20 protein-coding genes are annotated in these 20,961 nt (G+C 63.9%); 12 read left to right on the forward strand and 8 right to left on the reverse strand.

Annotation, left to right across the window (positions count from 1 at the left end; genetic code table 11):
- The first annotated feature begins 52 nt into the window (after positions 1 to 52).
- The 4 genes from FFS37_RS32395 to FFS37_RS32410 all read left to right on the forward strand — a co-directional run bounded on the left by FFS37_RS32395 (position 53) and on the right by FFS37_RS32410 (position 4,273).
- Entirely contained in the window at positions 53 to 955 is a 903-nt protein-coding gene (locus tag FFS37_RS32395; RefSeq protein ID WP_137935000.1) for a sugar-binding transcriptional regulator, read from the forward strand.
- Positions 956 to 1,384: 429 nt separating this feature from the next.
- The gene (locus FFS37_RS32400) at positions 1,385 to 2,362 is read left to right on the forward strand and encodes an ABC transporter substrate-binding protein (protein WP_137935001.1); all 978 of its coding nucleotides are present in this window, start codon (positions 1,385 to 1,387) and stop codon (positions 2,360 to 2,362) included.
- Between the two features lie 101 nt (positions 2,363 to 2,463).
- Complete coding sequence (locus tag FFS37_RS32405; protein WP_137935002.1) at positions 2,464 to 3,525, forward strand: ABC transporter permease subunit; 1,062 nt, start codon at positions 2,464 to 2,466, stop codon at positions 3,523 to 3,525.
- Positions 3,518 to 4,273, forward strand: coding sequence for an ATP-binding cassette domain-containing protein (locus tag FFS37_RS32410; RefSeq protein ID WP_137935003.1), 756 nt, complete (start codon positions 3,518 to 3,520; stop codon positions 4,271 to 4,273). Before FFS37_RS32405 ends, FFS37_RS32410 begins: the two co-directional genes overlap by 8 nt.
- Positions 4,274 to 4,276: 3 nt before the next feature.
- On the opposite strand, the gene FFS37_RS32415 is transcribed toward FFS37_RS32410, so the two are convergent.
- The 5 genes from FFS37_RS32415 to FFS37_RS32440 form a co-directional block, all read right to left on the reverse strand.
- Positions 4,277 to 5,059, reverse strand: coding sequence for an ABC transporter ATP-binding protein (locus FFS37_RS32415; RefSeq protein WP_137935004.1), 783 nt, complete (start codon positions 5,057 to 5,059; stop codon positions 4,277 to 4,279).
- Complete coding sequence (locus tag FFS37_RS32420; RefSeq protein WP_171026511.1) at positions 5,056 to 6,060, reverse strand: ABC transporter ATP-binding protein; 1,005 nt, start codon at positions 6,058 to 6,060, stop codon at positions 5,056 to 5,058. The genes FFS37_RS32415 and FFS37_RS32420 overlap by 4 nt, the downstream gene beginning before the upstream one ends.
- Positions 6,057 to 6,887: an ABC transporter permease gene (locus tag FFS37_RS32425; protein ID WP_137935005.1), complete on the reverse strand. Its 831-nt coding sequence runs from the start codon at positions 6,885 to 6,887 to the stop codon at positions 6,057 to 6,059. Before FFS37_RS32425 ends, FFS37_RS32420 begins: the two co-directional genes overlap by 4 nt.
- Positions 6,884 to 7,870, reverse strand: coding sequence for an ABC transporter permease (locus FFS37_RS32430; RefSeq protein ID WP_137935006.1), 987 nt, complete (start codon positions 7,868 to 7,870; stop codon positions 6,884 to 6,886). Before FFS37_RS32430 ends, FFS37_RS32425 begins: the two co-directional genes overlap by 4 nt.
- Before the next feature lie 267 nt (positions 7,871 to 8,137).
- Positions 8,138 to 9,766 carry an ABC transporter substrate-binding protein gene (locus tag FFS37_RS32440; protein WP_137935007.1) on the reverse strand — a complete coding sequence of 543 codons (1,629 nt, stop codon included), beginning with the start codon at positions 9,764 to 9,766 and terminating at the stop codon, positions 8,138 to 8,140.
- A 375-nt stretch (positions 9,767 to 10,141) separates the two neighbouring features.
- Here FFS37_RS32440 and FFS37_RS32445 point away from each other — a divergent pair, with 375 nt between their 5' ends.
- Positions 10,142 to 11,332, forward strand: a complete 1,191-nt coding sequence (locus FFS37_RS32445; protein ID WP_137935008.1) for a M24 family metallopeptidase — start codon at positions 10,142 to 10,144, stop codon at positions 11,330 to 11,332.
- Positions 11,333 to 11,539: 207 nt separating this feature from the next.
- On the opposite strand, the gene FFS37_RS32455 is transcribed toward FFS37_RS32445, so the two are convergent.
- The 3 genes from FFS37_RS32455 to FFS37_RS32465 are packed head-to-tail and all read right to left on the reverse strand — an operon-like array spanning position 11,540 to position 14,034.
- On the reverse strand, positions 11,540 to 11,956 hold the full coding sequence (locus FFS37_RS32455; protein ID WP_137935009.1) for a cupin domain-containing protein: 417 nt from the start codon (positions 11,954 to 11,956) through the stop codon (positions 11,540 to 11,542).
- Between the two features lie 4 nt (positions 11,957 to 11,960).
- A complete protein-coding gene (locus FFS37_RS32460; RefSeq protein WP_137935010.1) occupies positions 11,961 to 12,827 on the reverse strand; it encodes a phosphoenolpyruvate hydrolase family protein in 867 nt (288 codons plus the stop codon).
- Between the two features lie 10 nt (positions 12,828 to 12,837).
- Entirely contained in the window at positions 12,838 to 14,034 is a 1,197-nt protein-coding gene (locus tag FFS37_RS32465; RefSeq protein ID WP_137935011.1) for a Tm-1-like ATP-binding domain-containing protein, read from the reverse strand.
- 138 nt (positions 14,035 to 14,172) lie between these two features.
- Between FFS37_RS32465 and FFS37_RS32470 the strand changes: the two genes are divergently transcribed.
- The 7 genes from FFS37_RS32470 to FFS37_RS32500 all read left to right on the forward strand — a co-directional run bounded on the left by FFS37_RS32470 (position 14,173) and on the right by FFS37_RS32500 (position 20,907).
- Positions 14,173 to 14,868 (forward strand): TetR/AcrR family transcriptional regulator, encoded by a 696-nt coding sequence (locus FFS37_RS32470; RefSeq protein ID WP_137935012.1) that lies wholly within the window; start codon positions 14,173 to 14,175, stop codon positions 14,866 to 14,868.
- Positions 14,869 to 15,227: 359 nt separating this feature from the next.
- Positions 15,228 to 16,544: an ABC transporter substrate-binding protein gene (locus FFS37_RS32475; RefSeq protein WP_137935013.1), complete on the forward strand. Its 1,317-nt coding sequence runs from the start codon at positions 15,228 to 15,230 to the stop codon at positions 16,542 to 16,544.
- A 66-nt stretch (positions 16,545 to 16,610) separates the two neighbouring features.
- Positions 16,611 to 17,516, forward strand: coding sequence for a carbohydrate ABC transporter permease (locus FFS37_RS32480; RefSeq protein ID WP_137935014.1), 906 nt, complete (start codon positions 16,611 to 16,613; stop codon positions 17,514 to 17,516).
- A gap of 1 nt (position 17,517) precedes the next feature.
- Positions 17,518 to 18,477: a carbohydrate ABC transporter permease gene (locus FFS37_RS32485; RefSeq protein WP_137935015.1), complete on the forward strand. Its 960-nt coding sequence runs from the start codon at positions 17,518 to 17,520 to the stop codon at positions 18,475 to 18,477.
- A complete protein-coding gene (locus FFS37_RS32490) occupies positions 18,474 to 18,704 on the forward strand; it encodes a hypothetical protein (RefSeq protein WP_137935016.1) in 231 nt (76 codons plus the stop codon). The genes FFS37_RS32485 and FFS37_RS32490 overlap by 4 nt, the downstream gene beginning before the upstream one ends.
- Positions 18,701 to 19,804 carry an ABC transporter ATP-binding protein gene (locus FFS37_RS32495; RefSeq protein WP_137935017.1) on the forward strand — a complete coding sequence of 368 codons (1,104 nt, stop codon included), beginning with the start codon at positions 18,701 to 18,703 and terminating at the stop codon, positions 19,802 to 19,804. The genes FFS37_RS32490 and FFS37_RS32495 overlap by 4 nt, the downstream gene beginning before the upstream one ends.
- Positions 19,804 to 20,907: an ABC transporter ATP-binding protein gene (locus FFS37_RS32500; protein WP_137935018.1), complete on the forward strand. Its 1,104-nt coding sequence runs from the start codon at positions 19,804 to 19,806 to the stop codon at positions 20,905 to 20,907. Before FFS37_RS32495 ends, FFS37_RS32500 begins: the two co-directional genes overlap by 1 nt.
- Positions 20,908 to 20,961 lie beyond the last annotated feature (54 nt).

The raw sequence follows: 20,961 nt of genomic DNA on the forward strand, positions 1-20,961 counted from the left end.
GAATTGCAAGCTGTCTGTTCCCCCCATTCAGGACGCGACCGCATCGCGCACGATGCTGCACACGGTTGCCAAGCTGCACTATGTGGAAGAGCTGTCGCAGGTCGACATCGCGCGCCGGCTCGGTGTCTCCACGGCAACGATTTCGCGCCTGCTGCAGCGCGCGAGGGCTGAGGGTATCGTGCGGATCGAAGTTCTCGACCTCGTGACACCAGAGGATATCACGAAGCTTTTGATCGATGGGCTTGGACTTCGCGATGCGGCCGTGGTCGAGACGCCGGCAGCGGGTGCCCTGACCGCGCTTTCCGCGCCGCTCGGCGCCTTGCTCAAGCAGGCGCAGCTCGTGGCGGGCTCCGTGGTCGCCATCGGCTGGGGGCGCGCCGTGCGGGAGGTGATCCGGGCCGGCCTGCCGCGCATGCCGGGCGTGCTGACCGTGGCCGCCACCGGCGGCATGCAGCAGCACGCAGTGCATTTCCAGGTCAACGAGTTCGTGCGGCTTGCCGCGGAAGAATTCGGCGGTACGCCGCATTTCATCCATGCGCCCTATCTGCCGTCCAGCGAGCTGCGCGAGGCCTTCCTGCGCGACGCGGCCATTCGCGATGCCGTGGCGCTATGGGAGAGGACCGATGTGGCGATCGTCGGCATCGGCCTGCCGCATGCCATCAATGCGCCCGAGGCAAGCGCCGCGACGCCGAGCGAGCAGGCACTTGTCCATGCAGCCGGCGACGTACTTCGGCACTACTTCGACGCCGAAGGAACGCTGATCGCCTGGGAAGGCGAGAGCCGGATGATCGCCATGTCGCCGGCGCAGCTTCGCGCCGTGCCGCTGGTCATCGGCGTCGCCGCCTCGCCGGAGAAGGCGATGGCAATCATCGCCGCGGCGCGCGCTCGGCTGATCAATACGCTGGTGACGGATACCAAGACGGCGCAGGCTATCCTCGCGGCCCTCGGGACCTGATAACGGCCGGCATGCCGGACTGACGCGTTCCGCCGGGTTCGACCGGAGCCCTCGCGAAATCGGTTGTGCCGCCGACCGGTCGGAGCAATAGTTGGCCGGGGCTCCACGGAGCAGTCAGATGTCGTCCATAAAATCCGGCGCCGATATCTCTGAAAAACCGAGTTGCAATTTATTTCTGCAAAGTGTTACAATTTTGCGGGGCTTGGTGCGCATGCGCGCCGAGCGGGCTGGTTCCCTGACTTCGCGAAGGCGATGTACGAGACAGCCGCCGGTCGATTGACCGGCCGAGATCGATCGGAGGGCGCCTGGGAGGAGCTGCCCGCGACAGGCATACAGGCGTTTCAGCCGTCGGCATCCGACAATCGGACCGCGGCTATCCCAATCTCACTTGCAGCAACGGCAGATCTGCCAACAATGAGGAGGAATGTCATGAAGAAGATGTTTGCCGCGCTCGCGGCGCTCGCCCTTGGCGCGACGGTGCTGACGGCACCCGCGCAGGCGCAGGACAAGAAATACACGATCGCGCTCATTCCGGGCCTCACCACCGACGGCTTCTACATCACCATGCGCAAGGGCGCCCAGGCGGCCGCCGACGCGCTTGGCGTGAACCTGGTCTTCCAGGGCGCCTCGGACTTCAATCCCGTTACCCAGGTGCCGGTGCTCGACGCGGTGATCGCCAAGAAGCCGGACGCGATCCTGATCGCGCCGACCGACAAGGTCCAACTGGTCGAGCCGCTGCGCAAGGCCAACGACGCCGGCATACCGGTCATCACCGTCGATACCTTCATCGGCACGGGCGTCTACCAGACGGGCGCGGGCGATGCCGATTTCCCGCTGGCCTATATCGCCTCCGACAATGTGCTGGGCGGCGAGATCGCCGCGCGCGCGCTCGCCACCGCCATCGGCGACAAGGGCAAGGTCTATGTCTCGAACGTCAAGCCCGGTGTCTCGACCACCGACCAGCGCGAAGAGGGCTTCAAGAAGGAGATGGCCAATCACCCCGGCATCACGGTGCTGGAGACCCAGTTCAACGACGATGACGCCAACAAGGCGGCCTCGCAGCTGCAGGCGGTGTTCGCGCGCAATCCCGATCTGGTCGGCGTGTTCGGCGCCAACCTGTTCTCGGCGCTGGGCGCCGCCAACGGCGTCAAGCAGGCTGGGCAGACGGGAACCGTCAAGGTTGTCGCCTTCGATGCTCCGACCAGCATCGTCGACAACATCAACACCGGCCTGGTCGATGTGGCGATCGCCCAGCATCCGGCCGAGATCGGCTATTACGGCGTGGTCTCCGCCTATGCCCACCTGACCGGCCATTCGATCCCGGTCACCATCGGCACCGGCTTCACGATCATGAACAAGTCGAACATCGCGGATCCGAACATCTCGAAGTATCTCTACTCCGAGTAAGTCATGACGAGCCTGGCTCCTCCCGATCAGCCGGGAGGAGCCAACGCCGGTCTTCGCCCGGGGCGGGACCGTTTTGATGGCAGTCCCGCCGCGGAGTATCCATGACCTCGACATCACCAGTCCAGCCAGCAGAAAACCATGTCGCGCCCCAGGCCGATCACGGCGATCCGGCCCGCAGCCTGATCTCGCGAATCGCGGAGGGGCGCGCCTGGCTGTTCCTCGCCGGCCTGATCGTCTGTTTCGAGATCTGGTCGAGGCTCGCCTTCGGCGCGACTTTCGTGCTCAATCCGTTCAATCTGCAATCCATCGCCATCTTCGCCGTGGCGCCGCTATTGCTGGCGACCGGGCAGACCTTCGTCATCATCTCCGGCGGCATCGACCTGTCGCTCGGCTTCATCATGGGCCTGGCCGCCGTCGTCGCCGCGCATGCCACCAACATGGCGGGCGCCGCCATTCCACTGCCGCTGGCGATGCTGGCCGGCATCCTCGCCTCGGTGATCGTCGCCGGCGTGCCCGGCGTCATCAACGGCCTGCTCATCTCGCGGCTCAAGGTGCCGCCGTTCATCGGCACGCTCGGCATGTTCGGCGTGGCGCGCGGCGCCGCCTTCCTGCTGGCCGGCGGCACCACGGTGCCGGTGCAGAATTCCTGGTTCGCGCTGCTTGGCAATGGCAAGTTCTATGGCGTGCCGTATCTGGTGATCATCACCGCCGTCTTCGTCATCATCATGCACTACCTGCTCAGCCAGACCCGGTTCGGCCAGCACAATTATGCCATCGGGGCCAATGTGCAGGCGGCGCGTCGATCCGGCATCGACATCAGGGGTCACATATTGCGGCTCTACGTGCTGTCGGCGATGTGCGCTGGGCTGGGCGGCGCACTCTATGCCGCGCGCTTCACCGCGGGCGCGGCTCAGGCCGGTGAGCCGCTGCTGCTCGACAGCGTCGCGGCGGTGGTGATCGGCGGCGCCAGCCTGTTCGGCGGTTCTGGCACCATCTTCGGCACGGTTGCCGGCGCGCTGGTGATCGCGGTCATCCAGTACGGGCTGGTCTTCGTCAATGTCGAGCCGTTCTGGCAGTTCATCGCCGTCGGCGTCGTCATCATCATTTCCGTTCTTATCGACCAGGCGCAGCGCCGGTTCAGTGGAGCCCGTCAGGATGAATAACACCAACCAGAACGGCCCCCTGCTGGAAGTCCGCAACCTCTCCAAGCATTTCGGCGCCGTGCGGGCGCTCAACGATTTCTCCATGGCCGTGCGGCCAGGCGAAGTGGTGGCGCTTGCCGGTGACAACGGCGCCGGCAAGACGACGCTGATCAAGGCGATATCGGGTGTGTTCCAGCCGACGGGCGGGGAAATCCTGCTGCGGGGCCAGCCGGTGACCTTCGCCACGCCGCAGGAGGCGCGCGAAAAGGGCATCGAGACGATCTACCAGGATCTCGCTCTCGCCGACAATCTGTCGATCGGCGCCAACATCTTCCTCGGCCGCGAGCCGATGCGCAAGGCGTTCGGCTTCCTGCCGGTGCTCGATCGCAAGGCGATGGCGGCGGCGGCGAAGGAAACGATGAGCCGGCTCGATTTCCACGTCAGCCGGCTCGAAGCCCCGGTCAGCAATTTCTCCGGCGGCCAGCGCCAGGCCGTCGCCATCGGGCGTGCCGTATACTGGGACGCGCAGATTCTGATCATGGACGAGCCGACGGCGGCGCTCGGCGTGCCCGAGCAGCGCAAGGTGATTTCGCTGATCCACCAGCTCAAGGCGCAAGGGCGCGGCGTGATCTTCATCTCGCACAATCTGCAGGACATCTTTGCAGTCTCGGACCGCATCGTCGTGTTGCGGCGCGGCGTCCAGGCCGGCGAACGCAAGATCTCCGAGACCAACCATGACGAGGTCGTCAAGCTGATGGTGGGCGGCTAGTTTCTAGCCTGCATCTCGTTTGGTGTGCAGTCGCGGTGCTGCCGCCACCAGCGCCTTGCCGATGGCCGATCGCGGCGCGTCGATGACGGCACGCGCATCACCGCTCTCGGCGATCCGCCCGGCATCGAGAAGGATGACGCGATGGGCGACGGCCCTGACGACGCCAAGATCGTGCGAGATGAAGAGATAGGCGATTTGCTCCTGGCGCTGCAGGTCGAGCAGAAGTTCGAGGATCTGGCCGCGCACGGAAACGTCAAGCGCCGACACCGCCTCGTCGAGCACGATCAAGGACGGCTTGGTGGCGATGGCGCGGGCGATCGCGACGCGCTGGCGCTGGCCGCCGGAGATTTCATGGATGGCGCGCGGGGCGAGGCCAGCGGTCAGTCCGACGCGCTCCAGCAGGGTGGCGATGCGGTGCGGCCGCTCGGTGCGAGAGGCGATACCGTGGATGCGCAAGGGATCGTCGAGCACGCGCGCCACGGTGGCGCGCGGGTTGAATGCGGCGAGCGGATCCTGGAACACCATCTGCAGGCGTGCGCGGCGTGCTCGGAGCGCGGCGCCTCGCAGTGCCAGAAAATCGTCGCCCTCGAATTCAACACCGCCAGCATCCGGCTCGATCAGGCGCATCACCAGCCGCGCGATCGTCGACTTGCCGCTGCCGGAGGGACCGGCCAGCGCCAGCGTTTCGCCGGGATCGATGTGAAAGGAGACGTCATCCACCGCGGCGACGGCCTTGCCGCCACGACGGTAGCGTTTGGTGAGATTGGAAACGGTGAGCAGGGTCATGCGTGCAGCCCGGCCCGGTTCAGCAGCGATGCGGCGTCGAGGCCGATATGGGCGTCGAGCAGCGTGCGTGTGTAGGCCTGGGTCGGCGCGTCGACGATCTGTGCCGTCACCCCAAGCTCGACCAACTGGCCGTGGCGAAACACGGCGATGCGTTCGGCGAGTTCGGCGGCCAGGGCGATGTCATGGCTGATGAACAGCAGGGTCATCCCGTCCTCTGCCACCAACTGCCGGATCAGCGTGACGATCTCCGCCTGCACGATGGTGTCGAGCGCGCTGGTCGCCTCGTCGGCGATCAGCAGTTTCGGTCCGGCCGCGATCGCCGCCGCGATCGCCACACGCTGCTTCTGGCCGCCCGAGAGCTGATGCGGGAAGGCGTGTAGCACCGACGCGGGATCAGTCAAGCGGACGCGTTCGAGCAGGATACTGGCTTTGGCGAATGCCTGCGGCCATGAGAGGCCGAGATGGGTGCGGGCGACCTCGGCGATCTGTTTGCCGACGGTCATGACGGGATCGAGGCTGGAGGAGGGATCCTGGAAGACGTAGCCGATGTCGCGGCCGAGGAGGGGAGGCTCGGCTTCGCCAATCGCGGATGGTCGGCGTTCCGTCACACCCCTCTCTGTCCTGCCGGACATCTCCCCCGCAAGGGGGGAGATTGGCAGTTTTGCTGTGGGCCGATCTTCTGCAGCGTTGTTGACTGGCGAAAGCGGATAAGTGAGCGCAACCTCCCCCCTTGCGGGGGAGATGTCCGGCAGGACAGAGGGGGGTGCCTGGGCATCGGAGGATGGCCAAGACCATGCAATGCTACCCTCAACCCTGGCGCTCGCCGGCAGCAACCCCGCAATGGCCAGCGCCAGCGTGCTCTTGCCCGAACCGCTTTCGCCGATGATGGCCAAGCGCTCGCCCGCAACAACATCAAGGCTGATCCCTCTCACCGCCGCCACTTCGCTGCCGTCGCGGCGGTAGGTCACCGAGAGGCCGCGGATTGCGGCGAGCATGCTCACGACAGGCCCCTCCTGACCGCCGTCGCCTCGACGATGCCTTCGCCGGCGAGATAGACGCCGAGCACAGTCAGCACCAATGCTATGCCAGGAACGACCGACAGGAAGGGCGCGGTGCGCAGCACGGTCCGGCCTTCCGCGATCATGCCGCCCCAGGTAACCCGGTTCGGGTCGCCGAGCCCGAGAAAGGACAGGGCGGCTTCGGTGAGGATCGCCGCCGCCACGATCACCGACGACAGGGCAAGCACCGGTGGCAAGGCATTGGGCAGCACCTCGCGAAAGGCAATCGCCAGCGGATGCATGCCGACCGCGCGGGCGCTGGCGACATAGTCGCGTTCGCGGATCGACAGCACCTCGGCGCGTGCGACGCGCGCCGGCCCGGTCCAGGTGCCGAGTGCGATCGCCACGACGACGACGCCGAGCGAGGGGCCGACAACGCTGACAAAAGCCAGCGCCAGCAGGAAGGCCGGCACGGTCTGGAATGCATCGGTGATGCGCATCAGCACCTCATCTACAAGACCGCCGGCGAAGCCCGCCAGCGTGCCGATCACCGCGCCGACGGCGAGCGCTGCGGCGGCCGCCGCCAGCCCGACGGCCAGCGACGTGCGCGCGCCATGGAAAAGTTCAGCCAGCACGTCACGTCCGAGCCGGTCGGTGCCGAGCGGCAGCGACCAGGCCTGGAAGGGCGGCAGCAGCGCCGGTCCGGCGATGGCTTGCGGGTCACCTGGAAACAGCAGCGGCGCCGAAAGCGCCATGGCGAACAACGCCGCCAGCAGAAAAGCGCCGGCGACCGCTTCGGGCGTGCGCAGGAAACGGGAGAGCGCGCTCATGCGTCGACCCCGCTGGCGCCGACGCGCGGATCGAGGAAGGCATAGGCGATGTCGACGAGCAGGTTGATCAGGATGACGAGAACAGCGCTGACGAGGATTATGCCGAGCAGCAGCGGCGTGTCGCGGGCGGCCACCGCCTCCTGCGCCAGACGGCCAAGGCCGGGCACGGAAAAGACGCTTTCGATGACGACACTGCCGCCCAGCATCTGCGCCGATTGTAGACCGAGCATGGTGACGAGCGGCAACAGCGCATTGCGGGCGACATGGGCAAGCACGATGCGTCGGCGCGACAACCCCCTCGCGCGGGCGGCAAGCACGAAATCCTGCCGCCAGGCTTCAGCCATGCCGGCGCGCATCATGCGCAGATAGAGCGCGAGGTAGATGAAGCCGAGAGCCGAAACCGGCAGCACCAGATGAACGGCGATGTCGGCGGCGCGGGCAAGGCCCGTCTTGTCGGAGGCCAGCGTTTCGATGCCGCCGATCGGCAGCCAGCGCAGGTCGACTGCAAAGATGACGATCAGCACCAGGCCGAGCCAGAAGCCCGGCACGGCATAGAGCGCCAGCGAGCCGATCGACAGGAAGCGGTCGCGAAAACTTCCCGGCCGCGCGCCGGCATAGATGCCGAGCGCCGATCCAAGCCCGAAGGACAGCGCGGTGGCGCTGACCATCAGCAGCAAAGTGTTGGGAAGCCGCTCGAGGATGACGTCGCGGATGGGGCGCGAGAATGTCACCGACTGGCCGAGGTCGAGATGGAGCAGTGCCCAGAGATAGCTGGCAAGCCGCGTCAGTTCGGATTGATCGAGCCCCCAGCGATGGCGAAGCAGTTCGATCATACCGGCATCGCCACCGGTCGAGACGATGTAGGCGTCGACCGCGTCGCCAGGGGCGGCCTCGAGCAGCAGGAACGTGCCGATGACGACGATCAGCAGCACGAAGATGCTGCCGACGAGGCGGCGGCGGATGAGTGTGAGGGCACGGTTCATACGGATGACACGGTACTGTGCCGATCAAGAGAATTGCGGTGTCTAGGCACCCCCCTCTGTCCTGCCGGACATCTCCCCCGCAAGAGGGGAGATTGGCTGTTGCCAATGGTTTCGCCAACCTCCCCTGTTGCGGGACTGGCAAGACAGACAAGCTGCTGCTCTCCCCCCTTGCGGGGGAGATGTCCGGCAGGACAGAGGGGGGTGTGAAGGAACTCGGCCTTCGACCAAGTTCCCATTTTCTCGCGAACTTTCATCCGCGCAAATGTGTCACGATTCCAGATACGTGTCCGCCCAGTTATACGTGTCCGCCCAGTTCGAGACCGCCCAGCGCGGATTGTTGGCGATGTTGCCGACCGTGTCGCGGGCGACGCTGATGAAGCTCCATTCGGCGACATTGATCAGCGGCAGGTCGGCAGCCACTTCTTTCTGGAATTCCTTGTAGAGGTCCGTGCGGGCGGAGGTATCGAGGGTCTCCGAAGCCTTGGTGATCAGCGCGTCGAGCGCATCGTTCTTGTAGCCGCCCTGGTTGGAGAACGGCACGCCGTCGGGAATGCCGCTCTGTACCAGGATGGTGGTCGAGATCGCCGGATCACCCCGGAACACCGGCGGTCCGACCGCGAGGTCGAAAGCGTGGTCGGTGTAGACGGCCTTGATGTGCGCGGCCGAGTCGTTGTTGACCAGCTGCGCGTCGATGCCGATCGCCGCGAGTGCCTGGCGCAGATAGTCGCCGAACTGCTTGGTCTCGTTGAAATATGGCGCCGGCAGGAGCTTCAGCGAGAAACGGTTGCCATCGGCGCCTTTCTTGTAGCCTGCCTCGTCCAGCAAGGCATTGGCCTTGGCAACGTCGAAAGCATAGGTAGGCACGTCGGCGGTGTAGAACTGCGGATCGTTCTTCGGCACCGGGCCGGTGGCGGTCGCGGCATAACCGAGGAACACCGTCTTGACGACGAAATCCTTGTCGATGGCGTGCGCGATCGCTTGGCGCACCTTGAGGTCGGCCAGTTCCTTGCGGCGATGGTTGATCTCGACGACGAGCTGATAGGTCAAGCCTTCATAGCCCTTGGTGATCACCTTCAGGCCGGGAACCTTGGAGATGCGGTCGAGGTCGGCCAACGGCACGGCGGAGAAGGCGGCAAGCTGGATCTCCTCCGCCTCCAGGGCGCTCGCCGCGGACGTGCGATCGGGCAGGACCTGATAGATGATCTCGTCGAGATAGGGTTCGTCCTTGCCCCAGTAGTCCGTGTTCTTCGTCAGCCGGTAGTACTGGCCTGCCTTGTACTCCGCGAATTTGAACGGGCCGGTGCCGACGGGCGCGATGTTGGCCGGGTTATCCTCGATCTTGCCGACCTCATAGAGATGCTTGGGCACCACGCTCGACAGCGCCGGCAGCGCATTGCGGATCAGCTGGAACGGTGTCGGCTTGGCGAATTTGAACACGGCCGTCCGCGCGTCTGGCGTCTCGACCGCGCTGAGATCCTTGAACACGGTGCGGCCGAGGTTCTGCAGCGGCTTCCAGATCTGCAGCGCCGAGAAGGCGACGTCGGCCGAGGTGAACGGCTTGCCGTCATGCCATTTGACGCCTTCACGCAACTTGAAGGTCGCCGACAGGCCGTCGGCAGCGCCTTCCCAACTGACGGCCAGTCGCGGCGCAAGCCCATCCTTGCCATCGAAGGAGGCTTCGGCCAGCGTCTCGACGATCTTGCTGGAGATGAAGAAGACGCCGTTGGACGCGACGATCGCGGGATTGAGATTGCGCGGCTCGGAATCGGCGGCCAGCACCAGCCGCCCACCCTTTTTCGGTGTCTGTGCCCGGCCCAAGGTCGGCATGGCCGTTGAGGCCAGCAGCATCGCCGAACCGGCAAGCATGGTGCGCCTGGAAATGGTGAAACCTGACATGATCGAACTCCCTCTTGCGCGCGGACCTCTTGTCGGCGTGCCAACACCCCTCGATGCCGGCGAGCCAGCCGGCATTCCTTGCGGGGCGATTATGAGCCTTGTGGAGGGTTTCGCCAGAGACGGAATTGGCGCATCCTTGCTTGGCTTTGAAATTTTCGTCTGCTGGACCAGTTTGGAAGGGCGAGGTTCACTTCACCTATCTGGTAGTACCAGATTTGGCGGATTGATGAGCAAATGACGCGTTGGTGACCGTTTGGCCGCATTGCCAGTCGATTTCTGGCTAGACCAGAGTGAGTAAAGTGGTGCAGATTTGATCGCAGGCCTTCGGGTCGGGCGCGAACAGCAGCGACCCCAGGCAATTCAGGGAGAGAGACTATGAACATTGCGCCGGGCAAGAGTGCCGTGGGCAATATCCCGTTCGACCAGGCAAGGGTCGACCGGCTGATGGAGGAGGCCGGCATCGATGTGCTGCTCGCGACCTCCAAGCACAACACGCAATATCTGCTCGGCGGCTACAAGTTCATCTTCTTCGCCGCCATGGATGCGATCGGGCATAGCCGCTATCTGCCCGTCGTCGTCTACGAAAAAGGCGGACCTGATCACGCGGCCTATATCGGCAACCGCATGGAGGGCGGCGAGCACCAGAACCATCCGTTCTGGACGCCGACGCTGCACGCGGCCTGCTGGGGCACGCTCGATGCCGCCAATCTCGCAGTCGAGCATGTCAGGAAGATCGGCAAGGAGAGCGCGCGCATCGGCATCGAGCCCGGCTTCCTGCCGTCGGACGCCTATGCGCTGATCCGCAAGGCGCTGCCCGATGCCAGGCTGATCGATGCGACAACGATGCTGGAGAGCATGCGGGCGATCAAGACCGATGCGGAACTGGAGAAGCTGCGCACGGCATCCGAATTGATCACCGATTCCATGCTGGCCACCATCGCCTGGGCGCGCGAAGGCACGACCAAGGCCGAGATGATCGAGCAGATCAGGCGCGAGGAGACCAATCGCGGCGCGCATTTCGAATATTGCCTGCTGACCTTGGGCTCCAGCCATAACCGCGCCTCCTCAAGCCAGGCGTGGAAGAAGGGCGAAGTGCTGTCGATCGATTCCGGCGGCAATTATCACGGCTATATCGGCGACCTCTGCCGGATGGGCATTCTGGGCGAACCGGATGCCGAACTCGAGGATCTGCTGGCCGAGATCGAGACGGTGCAGCAGGCGGCGTTCTCGAAGGTTAGGGCGGGCACGCTGGGCGGTGACATGATTTCACATGCCGAGGGCGTGCTGAAGGCGTCGAGGGTTGCGCCCTACACGGATTTCTTCGCCCACGGCATGGGCCTGATCACGCATGAGGCGCCGTTCCTGATGACCAACCATCCGGTGACCTATGAAGGCACCTACGCCGCCAAGCCGCTTGAGAAAAACATGGTGCTGTCGGTGGAGACGACGATGCTCCATCCGACACGGGGCTTCATCAAGCTGGAGGATACTCTGGCGGTGACCGAGACGGGCTATGTGATGTTTGGCGACCGGGGCAGGGGGTGGAACAGAGGCGGGATTTCATAGAACCCAAGGCTGGCGCCGCCCCTCATCCGCCTGCCGGCACCTTCTCCCCGTAGAACGGGGAGAAGAGGGCAGCCTCGCCCTCGGCATCTATCCTGCACCATTGAAAATTGGCGAAAGCGCTGATCACAGCATCTTTCTCCCCGTCCCTATACGGGGAGAAATGTCCGGCAGGACAATGAGGGGCGGCGCAACCCTAGAACAAGTTGATTACTGCCCCGCCGGAATGAGCCTGAAATCCGGCAGTTCCCGCAAGCCCAACTCTGGTCCGGCCGGCGAATAGACGACAAACAGCTGCATCGGCCCATCGCCCGTGTTCAGCGTCGAATGAAATCGGCTCTCCGGCACATAGATGGTGCAGCCGGGGCCGACCTTCGCGACCACGGGATTGCCTTGCTCATCCTCGACCATCTGCTCGCCATGACCAGAGATGACGAAGATGATTTCTTCGGCGTCAGGATGATTATGCCGCGTATGGCCCTGTCCCGGAGGCAGGTCGACGACGCCGCCGGAAAAGCGCGTCGCGCCATTCACTTCCGGCGCCACGGTCAGTGACAGTTTGCCCCAGTCGAAGCCGAAGGCGCTGACATCCTTCGGGTAGACAAACACCTTGCTCCTGTCGGTCATCGTCTCATCCCTTCTTTTTCTTTGCGGTCGTCTTCCCGTCAACGAGCGTGACGGCCTTGAAATCGGCCGTCTGCCTAGCGATCGCGGCTTCCGCCGGCAGCCGCTCCATCGAGCTTGCGCCGTAGAAGCCGTGCAGGCCCTTACAGCGTTCGAGGATGTAACGGGCATCGTCCGGCATCGAGATCGGCCCGCCGTGGCAAAGCAGGATGACGTCCTTGCGCACCGAGCGTGCCGCCTCGGCGATGGCGTCGATGGCGACGACGCAATCATCGAGCGACTTGGCGGACGTCGCTCCGATCGAACCGCCTGTCGTCACGCCCATATGGGCAACGACGATATCGGCGCCCGCCCTGGTCATGGCGCGGGCCTCTTCGGGATTGAAGACATAGGGCGTGGTCAAGAGGTCGAGCTTGTGCGCTTCGGCGATCATGTCGACTTCGAGGCCGAAGCCCATGCCGGTCTCCTCGAAGCTCTGCCGCATGGTGCCGTCGAACAGGCCGATGGTCGGAAAGTTCTGGACGCCCGAAAAGCCCATCGTCTTCAACTCAGCCAGAAGCAGCGGCATGATGACGAACGGGTCGGTGCCATTGACGCCGGCCAGCACGGGCGTGTGTCTGACCACCGGCAGCACCTCGTAAGCCATTTCCTTGACGATCTCGTTGGCATTGCCGTAGGCGAGCAGACCCGCGGCCGAACCGCGACCGGCCATGCGGTAGCGGCCGGAATTGTAGATGATGATAAGGTCGATGCCGCCGGCCTCCTCGGCCTTGGCCGAAAGGCCGGTGCCGGCGCCGCCGCCAACGATCGGCACGCCCTTGTCGATCATGCCCCGGAATTTCTTCAGTATGTCCTTGCGCGGTATTGCCGGCATGTCAGGTCTCTCACTGTCTGGCGATGTCGAGGAAGGCGGCGGTTGCCGCCTGCGCGAATTCGGGGTCGTTGATGTGCAGCGGCAGCCGGGTGACGCGGCGTATGGCGTTCGGCTTGATGGTGCGCTCGATGGCTTCGAAAAGCGCGGCATCGGCATCTGGATCGAAGAAGGCGCCGCCCTCGATGTCGAGGGCGGAGACGCCCTTTTCCGGAATGAGAAAGTGCACCGGCCCATCGCAGTGGGCCAGTTTGCCGCCTATCCACTCACCAATTGCACGGCATTCCCGCGCCGTTGTGCGCATCAGGGTGACGTTCGGGTTGTGCTCGTAGAAGAGCCGGTCTCGATAGCGTTCGGAGATGGTCGACGGCGCCCAGAAATTGACCATGTCGAGCGCGCCGACCGAGCCGACATAGGGAAGTTTGCTGCGGGCGATCGCGCCGAAGCGATCCTGCGTCGCCGGCAGCACGCCGCCGAGCAAAAAGTCGCAGACCTCGGTCGTGGTGATGTCGACGACGCCGGACAACAGCCCGCTGTCGGCCAGTTTCTCCATGCTGCGGCCGCCTGTGCCGGTGGCGTGGAAGACCATGCAGTCATAAGTGTCGCGCAACTGGTCGGCGATTGCCGTCACGCAAGGTGTGGTGACGCCGAACATGGTGAGCCCGATCGATGGCTTGCCGTCGGGCGGCGGGGCCGGCCTTGCCGCCATGCCCGCTATCGCCTGGGCGGCGTTGTGGAGCACGACGCGCGAGAGCCGGTTCAATCCGGCCATGTCGGTGACGGCAGGCATCATGACGATATCGGAGACGTCGACATAGGGAGCGGTGTCGCCCGAGGCCAGCGTCGAGACCATGATCTTTGGCAGGCCGAGCGGCAGCGCGCGCATGCCAGCCGTGATGATCGAGGTACCGCCGCCTCCGCCAATGCCTATCATGCCGGCAATGTCGTCTCGTGACCGGACGAAGTTGGCGAAGGCCATGCCCATCGCGGCAACCGCCGCACCGCGGTCATCGCCGCCGAGCACGGCGCCGCTTCCGTCGGGATGATGGCCGGCAACGTCCTTCGCGGTCACGTCCACGGGCGCGGTTGCCTGGCGGGTTCCAACGTCGACGCGGGCGACGGAGGCGCCCGTGGCCGCGATGGCATCGGCAAGGAAGGCGAGTTCCTCGCCCTTGGTGTCGGCGGTGCCCACGACGTAGATGCGCTTCATGGGCAGGTCCCTGTGCTGGCTGACCCTAAGGCGGCACTGTTCTGACCATGAAAACTTAATGCCGTAGAGTGTCAACCTAACCACTCCGAAAGCTGAGCAGGTTATTGCAAATTTTTGAGACGCGCGTATCATATTGACATGTATGTCTCACGTCAACGATCCACTACAAGCGGCGACACCGGGCGGGAAGGCGGCGACGCCGCCGAGCGCGGGCCGCGCGCACGCACCAGGCGGCTGATGCTTGAGACGGCAACGAGGCTGATGCAGGCGGGCGTCACGCCATCGGTCAGTGAGGTCGCGGAGGCGGCGGAAGTCTCGCGCGCCACCGCCTATCGTTACTTCCCAAGCCAGGCGGCCCTCGTGCAGGCCGTCGTCGATGAGGGACTGGGGCCAATCCTGACCTGGCAATCGACCTCGGCGGATACCGAACGCCGGGTCGCCGAGCTGTTCGATACGGCGATGCCGCGCATCGAGGCGTTCGAGGCGACGTTCAAGGCGGCTTTGAAGCTTTCGCTCGATCAATGGGCGCGGCGCCAGGCCGGCACTTTGGGCGGTGAGCCTGCCTTCACGCGCGGCCACCGCGTCGATTTGCTGAAGGAAGCGATCGCGCCGCTCAAAGGGCGTCTGCCGCCGCGCGACTTCAAGCGGCTGGCGCAGGCGCTGTCGCTGATCTTCGGTGTCGAGGTGCTGATCGTGCTCAAGGATATCTGGGGCCTGGACAGCCGCGCGACGAGGTCTGTCGCGCAATGGGCGGCCGGCGCGCTGGTGCGCGCCGCGGTTGCGGAATCGATCGGCGGGGTCGACGGCACAGGTGCGGCAAGGGTAGCAAAATAGCTCTTATCTGGTTCGACCAGATTTCTGCTTCGACTATTCATATTACCCCTTCTACGAATTGCAGGGCAACGCCTTTTCGTATCATTCAGTAGGAAAATCATGAGAAAACAGGCAGATACTGCCTGAATCCACTGGCAATGAGAAGGCCTGTCGCCCAAGAAAGGGCTTGACGCGGGCGCAGAATTGGTAATACCAGATCAGAAAAGAAAAGTGGATCGATAGTGAAGGCTGCGATCCATTTTCCGGCAGGGCGAGGAGGCCCGGAACCGGAAAGGTGCGATCACGGGAGGAACTACCAGGGCCGGCCCGGTTGCCGGCTCGTATGACAAGGTAGAATGCGCACAAGGGAGGAAATCATTATGCGCAAGTTAGTGACCAGCATGCTTGCTGGTATCGGACTGACGCTTGCCTGCGGAACTTCGGTCTACGCGCAGGAAAAGTCGCTGACCATCTTCTGGGCGGAGTGGGATCCGGCCAACTACCTGCAGGAACTCGGCAACGAGTACGAGAAGGAAACCGGCGTCAAGATCAACGTGGAAACCACGCCGTGGGCCGACTTCCAGACCAAGACCTTCACCGAGTTCAACGCCCATGGCGACGCCTATGACCTGGTCGTCGGCGACTCGCAATGGCTCGGCGCGGGCTCGACCGGTGGCCACTATGTCGATCTCACCGACTTCTTCAAGAAGCACGACCTCGGCAACGTGATGGCGCCGGCGACGGTGAAATACTACGCCGAATATCCCGGCAACAGCGGCAAGTACTGGGCGATCCCGCTCGAGGGCGACGCCGTTGGCTGGTCCTACCGCAAGGACTGGTTCGAGGATCCGAAGGAAAAGGAAGCCTTCAAGGCCAAGTATGGCTACGACCTCGACGTGCCGAAGGATTTCAAGGCGCTGCGCGACATCGCCGAATTCTTCCACCGGCCCGACCAGAAGCGCTACGGCATCGCGATCTACACCGACAATTCCTACGACGCGATGGCGATGGGCTTCGAGAACGCGCTGTTCTCCTATGGCGGCGAACTTGGCGACTATGCGACCTACAAGGTCGACGGCCACATCAACTCGGACAAGGCGGTGGCCGCGCTCGACGCCTACAAGGAACTCTACAAGTTCACGCCTCCGGGCTGGGCCAAGTCCTTCTTCGTCGAGGACAACCAGGCGATCACCGAAAACCTGGCGGCAATGAGCATGAACTTCTTCGCGTTCTTCCCCTCGCTGATCAACGAGGCGTCGAACCCGAATGCCAAGAACACCGGCTTCTTCGCCAACCCGCCGGGACCGAATGGCGACCAGTTCGCCGCGCTCGGCGGCCAGGGCATCTCCGTCATCTCCTATTCGAAGAAGCAGGACGAGGCGATGAAGTTCCTGGAGTGGTTCATCAAGGACTCGACACAGAAGAGGTGGGCTGAACTCGGCGGCTACACCTGCAGCCAGGCAGTGCTCAAATCGCCGGAATTCCAGAACGCCACGCCGTACAACAAGGCCTTCTACGAGACCATGTTCAAGGTCAAGGATTTCTGGGCGGTGCCGGAATATGCAGAACTGCTGCAGCAGCTCAACCAGCGCATCTATCCCTACATGATCGGCGGTGAAGGCACCGCCAAGGAGACGCTGGACGCACTCGCTGCCGACTGGAACACGACCTTCAAGAAATACGGTCGCGTCCAATAATCGTTCATGTCCCACGGAGGGGGCAGGTCTGCCTCCTCCGTTCTTTTTTCAAACGGGAGCAGGGTCTTGGCGACCACGATGATCACCACGCTCGACAGATCGTCGCGCGCGGCCGCGCGCGGCCTGAGCGACATTTCCATCCGCAATCTCTTCATCATTCCGACGGTTCTGTTCCTGATCGTCTTCAACATCTTTCCGCTGATCTATTCGCTCGGCTATTCCTTCACCGATTTCCGGGCGTCGACCAACGCGCCGGCGAATTTCGTCGGGCTGCAGAACTATCGCGACCTGCTCAACGACCCGTTCGTCTGGAACAATTTCGCGATCACCGCCAAATACGTCATCATCTCGGTCGCCGGCCAACTGTTCGTCGGCTTCGGCGTGGCGATGCTTCTCAACCGCGACATCCCTCTCAAAGGGCTGCTGACGACGCTTCTGCTGTTGCCGATGATGCTGTCGATGGCGGTCGTCGGCCTGTTCTGGAAGCTGCTCTACGACCCGTCATGGGGCGTCATCAACTATTTCCTAGGGCTCGGCAATTTCGAGTGGCTGGCGGACCCCAAGATGGCGCTCTACGCCGTCGCGCTGACCGACATCTGGATGTGGTCGCCCTTCGTCATGCTTTTGTCGCTGGCCGGCCTGTCGGCGGTGCCGAAGCATCTCTACGAGGCCGCTGCCATCGACCGCGCCGGGCCGTTCTACACCTTCTTCCGCATCACGCTGCCGCTGGTGGCGCCGATCCTGATGATCGCCGTCATCTTCCGCACCATGGAAGCGTTCAAGACCTTCGACCTCGCCTACATCCTGACCAGCCAGCCGACGGCCGAACTGATCTCGATCCGGCTCTACAAGATGGCGTTCCAGGAATGGCAGACGGGCCGTTCCTGCGCGCTCGCCTACATCGTGCTGATCATGGTGCTGGCCATCACCAACATCTACGTCAAATACCTCAACAAGGTGAAGGAGCGCTGATATGGCGGCCGTGCGCACTTCCTCCGAAATCGGTATCAACCGCGTGGCGATCGTCGCCGTCCTGGTGGTGACGGTCATTTTCCTGGCGCCGATCTACTGGATCGCCTCGACGGCGTTCAAGCCGCGAAACCTCGCCACCACCATTCCGCCGACGGTCGTGTTCCAGCCTGAAATATCGCCCTTCGTGAAGCTGTTCACCAAGCGCTCGCAAATGCGCAGCCCGCCGTCGCCCGAAGAATATGCGGCGGCTCCGTGGTGGGAGCGCGTCGTTTTCGACGGCGGCGAAAAGATCGTGCGCGACGGCAAGGGCGAAGTGCAGTGGTCAGGATATCCAAGCCGGTTCCTGAACTCACTGATCATCGCCATCACCTCGACTGTGCTGGCGGTCGGCATGGGCACGTTCACCGCCTACGGCTTCTCGCGCTTCAAGGTGAAGGGGGAAGCGGACCTGCTCTTCTTCATCCTGTCGACACGCATGCTGCCGCCCGTGGTGGTGGCGATCCCGATGTTCCTGATGTATCGCGCGGTCGGCCTCAACGACACCCATGTCGGGCTGATCATCCTCTACACAGCCTTCAACCTCTCCTTCTCGGTGTGGCTGATGAAGGGCTTCATGGACGAGATCCCGAAAGAGTACGAGGAGGCGGCGCTCGTCGACGGCTACACGCGCATGGAGGCCTTCTTCAAGATCGTGCTGCCGGAAGCGGCCACCGGCATCGCGGCCACGGCGGTGTTCTGCTTCATCACCGCGTGGAACGAATATGCCTTCGCGCTGATCATGACCAACCGCCGCGCCCAGACCGCGCCGCCCTTCATCCCGAGCCAGGTCGGCTCCGGCCTGCCGGACTGGACTGTCATCGCGGCTGGAACCTTCCTGTTCCTGCTGCCGGTCGCGATCTTCACCTTCCTGCTCCGCAACCACCTGCTGCGCGGCATGTCCTTCGGAGCGATCCGCAAATGAGCTTTCGTGCGATCAACCAGAAATATCTGGAGCCCGGTTCGCAGGTGCTGATGGTGCTCGGCATCGTGGCACTGTGTCAGCCCTGGAGCATGCTCCTGCACACATACGGCCTGACCATCATCCTGATCGGGCTGATCGGCTTCAACATTACCTCGAAGATCGCGCCCGAGGAGGGGGCCGGCACCGGCCATGCCGGCGGTTCGCGAAATCCGGGAGCACCGCATTGACCCAGATCGAGCTTCGCGGCGTCCAGAAATTCTTTGGCGCTGTCCAGGTCATCAAGGACCTCAACCTCAAAATATCGGACAACGAGTTCATCGTGCTGCTCGGCCAGTCGGGCTGCGGCAAGACGACCACGTTGCGCGCCGTCGCCGGGCTGGAGACGATCGACGAGGGCGACATTCTCATCGACGGCAAACCCGTGCAGCACCTGAAGGCGGCCGATCGCGACATCGCCATGGTGTTCCAGTCGTTCTCGCTCTACCCGCATATGAACGTCTACGAGAACATCGCCTTCCCGCTGCGCGCCACCCGCAAGAGCAGAAGCGAGATCGACCAGGAAGTGCGCTCGGTCGCCAAGACGCTGCAGATATCGGACCTTCTGGCCAAGAAGCCGTCGGCGCTGTCGGGCGGCGACATGCAGCGCGTCGCCATCGGGCGGGCGCTGGTGCGCCGGCCGAAAGCGATGCTGATGGACGAGCCGATCGGCGCGCTCGACGCCAAGCTGCGCGAGGAGATGAGGGCCGAGATCAAGCGGCTGCACATCAAGCAGGGCTCGACCACGATCTACGTCACGCATGACCAGATCGAGGCGATGAGCCTGGCCGACCGCATCGTCATCATGCATGAGGGCGTGCTGCAGCAGGTGGGCACGCCCGACGAGGTCTATTCGCGTCCGGCCAATCTGTTCGTGGCGCAATTCGTCGGCAGCCCGGTGATGAACGTCGCCGATGCGGCGGTGACCGAGAAAGCCTCTTCTGCCTCTGTGACCGTGGGCGATGCCGCGACCGGCTTCGAGTTCCCCAGCGCATTGCTGTCGAAGCTCAACGGCCATGCCGGCGGCCAGCTGGCGCTCGGCATCCGGCCCGAAGGCGTCCTGATCCGCCGGGATGCGGCCGAGGGTTTCCTGCCGGTCGAGACGCAGATCGTCGAGCCGCTCGGCTCCTTCGACATCGTGGACCTCAGGGTCGGTTCCAAGATGCTGCGGGCGCGCACCAAGAGCGGCTTCGTCAGCGGTCCCGGAGAGAAGGTGTTCGCACGCATCGACCCGAGCCAGGCGCATTTCTTCGACAAGGCAAGCGGCAAGTCGCTCGAGGTGAGGCTCTGATGGCGCATATCCAGCTCAAGAACATCTCCAAGAGTTTCGGCAACCATACCGCGCTGACCGGGCTCGATCTCGACATAGCCGACGGTGAGTTCTTCGTCCTGCTCGGCGAGACAGGGGCCGGCAAGACGACCACGCTCAGGTTGATCGCCGGTCTCGAAAAACCGAGTGAAGGTCAGGTCCTGATCGATGGCGTCGACGTCGCCGACTGGGGCGCGGCCGAACGCGACGTGGCGCTGGTGCTGCAGCAATATTCGCTTTACCCGCGCTACACGGTGCGGGAGAATCTCGAATTTCCGCTGAAGCCGAAAATCCGCCGGCTGCCCGATGCCGAGATCAAGGATCGCGTCGCGCGCGCCGCTCGTACGTTGCGCATCGAGCACCTGCTGGACCGCAAGGTCGACCGGCTGTCGGGCGGCGAGATGCAGCGCGTCTCGATCGGCCGCGCCATCGTGCGCAAGCCGCGCGTTTTCCTGATGGACGAGCCGCTGTCGGCGCTGGACGCGAAACTGCGCGAGGCGCTGCGCACCGAACTGAAGAACCTGCAGATCCAGCTCGGCGCCACCTTCCTGTTCGTCACCCATGACCAGATCGAGGCGATGTCGATGGGCGACAAGGTCGGCGTGCTCAACCATGGCCGCATCGTCCAGACCGGCACGCCGCACGAAATCTACAACAACCCGCGCGACACCTATGTGGCGAGCTTCGTCGGCTCGCCGCCGATGAACCTCATCGACGGCAAGCTGGTGAACGGCCGCGCGGTGATGGCGCCGTTGAATTTCGAACTGCCCTTCTCCGGAGGCGCCAATACTTCCTGGGGGGCAATGGCGGGTGGAGCAACCGACGGCCGCCCGCTCGTCTTCGGCATCCGTCCCGAGGACGTCCATCTGGAAAGCGGCGCGCCGGTCGAGGCGCGGGTCCACGATGTCGAGAACCACGGCGTCGAAAAGATCCTGACGCTGCGCGTTGGCGATACGACGTTGCGGGCCACCGTTCCGGCCAGGACAGATGTCGCCATCGAGCAATCGGTGCGCTTTGCCTGGAACGCGGACAAGGTGGTGCTGTTCGACAAGGGCAGCGGCGTCAGCTTGCGGCACGCCGGATAGCGGCCGGCTGCATGATCGCGCCCTGTTTCGGCAAACAGGTCTCGTCCGGCGGTC

Source organism: Mesorhizobium comanense (assembly GCF_005503535.1).
Taxonomy (GTDB): Bacteria; Pseudomonadota; Alphaproteobacteria; order Rhizobiales; family Rhizobiaceae; genus Mesorhizobium; species Mesorhizobium comanense.